Origin of the sequence: Mesorhizobium sp. (assembly GCF_004962925.1) — a bacterium.
Lineage (GTDB): Bacteria > Pseudomonadota > Alphaproteobacteria > Rhizobiales > Rhizobiaceae > Mesorhizobium.
Genome location: NZ_SUEO01000243.1, coordinates 5,635 through 8,230 on the forward strand (window position 1 = coordinate 5,635; position 2,596 = coordinate 8,230).

Sequence of the window (2,596 nt, forward strand, 5' to 3'; positions counted from 1 at the left end):
CTATTTGGGGTCGTCAATCCCTTTCTCGCTTCGCTGTGGTCGAACGACCAGCCGCCACGCCTGGCGCTCGGCTACGGCTCTATCATCGCCGCGCATGGCCTGTTTTCGATGGCGCTGGTGGCGATGATCGTCGGCACACGCCTTGGCAGCCTCGACCGCAATCTGGTCGAGGCCTCGAGTGATCTTTACGCCACCCCGCTGACGACATTCCGCTCGATCGTGTTGCCGCAGATCATGCCGGCGGTGATCGCCGGCTTCCTGCTCGCCTTCACCTTCTCCTTCGACGATTTCATCGTCGCCTTCTTCGTCGCCGGCGCACAGACGACGTTGCCGATCTATGTCTTTGCCTCAATCCGGCGCGGCGTGACGCCCGAAATCAACGCCATCGCGACGATCGTCCTCGTCGCCTCCGTTCTGCTTGTGGTGCTTGCCCAATGGCAATTGCGCCAACGCAAACCGTCAAACTGAAAGTCGCATCATGATTTTGAGAGATCGTATCGCCGTGGTGACCGGCGCCGGGTCAGGCATCGGGCGTGCCGGCGCCATGATCATGGCCAGGGAGGGCGCGGTGGTGGTGATCGCCGACAGGGATCAGGCTGCCGGCGAAGCAACGGCCTCCGACATCCGTGCAGCCGGCGGCCGGGCTGAGGCGGTCGCGACCGATGTCGGCGACGACGCGGCGGTCGAGCAGCTCATCGCTGGCACACTGGGCAAACATGGTCGGATCGACATCCTGCACAACCACGCCGGAGTCCAGGTCGGTGGCACGCTGACCGAAGTCGGCGTCGACGGCATGGATGCCTCGTGGCGGATCAACGTGCGGGCGCAGTTCCTCGCGGCCAGGCTCGTCATGCCGTCGATGATCGAACAGGGCGGCGGTGTGATCCTGAATACCGCCTCGAATTCGGGTGTGTTCTACGACCGCGAGATGATCGCCTACGCAACCTCAAAGCATGCCGTGGTGGCGATGACCCGGCAAATGTCGCTCGACTATGCCCGGCACAATGTGCGCGTCAACGCGCTCTGTCCGGGCTGGGTCGACACGCCCTTCAACGAGCCGTTCATCGCCCAGATGGGCGGGCGGGACGCGATCGAACGCTACGTCCGTACCAAGATTCCCATGCAGCGCTGGGCCGCGGCGGAAGAGATAGCCGAAGCGATCCTGTTCCTCGTCTCCGATCGTTCGTCCTTCATGACCGGCCAGGCTTTGGTGATCGACGGCGGCGAGAGCATCGGCTGACGCAGCCGTTCATATCTCATACGTGCTTGCGTCCGCCGGCCTCGCGGAACCAGCTGTCGGGATAGGGATACCACCAGTCCTGGATCGCTGGCTTGTGGTCGATGATGACCATCTTCGAGCGGCGGAAGGCATCCAGCCCCTGGCGCCCAAGTTCGCGGCCGAGGCCCGACGCCTTCCAGCCGCCGAACGGCAGGGCGTCATTGTCGATCAGCGGATTGTTGACCCAGACCATGCCGGCCTCGAGCCGCTCGGCGGCCCCATGCGCTTCGGCAAGATCGGTGGTGAAAACCGAGGCGCCGAGCCCGAACGGACTGTCATTGGCAAGCTCTATCGCCTCGTCGAAATCCTTGACCCGGCAGATCGCGGCGACCGGTCCGAAACACTCTTCACGCACGATCGCCATATCCGGGGTGACGCCGGTCAGGATCGTTGGTTCGTAGAACCAGCCGGTGTTGTGCGCCGGCGGAATGCGCCCGCCGGTGACCGCCTTGGCGCCATTGCGCACTGCATCGTCGACCAGCCGCATGACTTTCGCCCGCGCCGCCTCGCTGACCAGCGGCCCGATCTCGGTCTTGTCGAGGCCGTTGCCGATGCGCAGCGCACGTGTCTTCTCAGCAAACAGCTCGACAAAGCTGTCGTGAACGGCATCGACCACGAAGAACCGTTCGGCCGAGGTGCAGACCTGGCCCGTAAGATGGAACGCGGCAGTGACGCTGCCGGCCGCCGCCACGTCCAGCGGGGCGTGTTGGCTGATGATCAGCGGATCGCTGCCGCCGGCCTCGATAACGCAAGGCTTCATCCGCTCGGCGCAGGCGACGGCGACGGCCTTGCCGGCGGCGACCGAACCGGTGAAGGCGACGGCATGGGTGCGGTCGGAGGCGATCAGCGCCTGCGCGGTGGCCGCCCCGCCGGGCAGGCAGGAGACCAGACCTTCCGGCAGGGAGCGGAACACCTTGATATAGTCCAGCGTCGACAATGTCGTCGCTTCGGCCGGCTTGATCACGCAGGCATTGCCGGCGGCAAGCGAGGCGGAGACGGTCCAGCACATCAGCAGGATCGGGAAATTGTAGGGCATGATATGCACGGACGTGCCGTAAGGCTCGTAGCGCGCATACTGGAACGAACCGGCCTGCGTCGTGCCGGCGATCTTGCCGGCGTCGTCACGCGCCATTTCGGCGTAGTAGCGGAAGATCGGCGCGCAATTGGCGATCTCGCCGATGGCTTCCGGATAGGGCTTGCCCATCTCGCGCACCATCAGCTCGGCGCAACGTGTGAAGTCGGCCGCCTCGATGGCGTTGGCGACTGCGTGCAGCTGCCTGGCACGGCTCTTGGCGTCGAGTTTTTTCCAAGCGGCTT

Annotated in this window: 3 protein-coding genes; 2 read left to right on the forward strand and 1 reads right to left on the reverse strand. The window is 64.8% G+C overall.

All coding sequences use genetic code 11. The features are described from left to right. Both E5W87_RS30780 and E5W87_RS30785 read left to right on the forward strand, forming a co-directional pair. Positions 1-468 (forward strand): ABC transporter permease (locus E5W87_RS30780; protein ID WP_292406307.1); only part of this gene is annotated, 468 nt, incomplete at its 5' end. Between the two features lie 10 nt (positions 469-478). Further along, the gene (locus E5W87_RS30785; protein ID WP_292406310.1) at positions 479-1,240 is read left to right on the forward strand and encodes an SDR family NAD(P)-dependent oxidoreductase; all 762 of its coding nucleotides are present in this window, start codon (positions 479-481) and stop codon (positions 1,238-1,240) included. A gap of 16 nt (positions 1,241-1,256) precedes the next feature. On the opposite strand, the gene E5W87_RS30790 is transcribed toward E5W87_RS30785, so the two are convergent. Further along, positions 1,257-2,596, reverse strand: a 1,340-nt coding sequence (locus E5W87_RS30790) for an aldehyde dehydrogenase family protein (RefSeq protein WP_292406314.1), incomplete at its 5' end; no start/stop codon positions are given.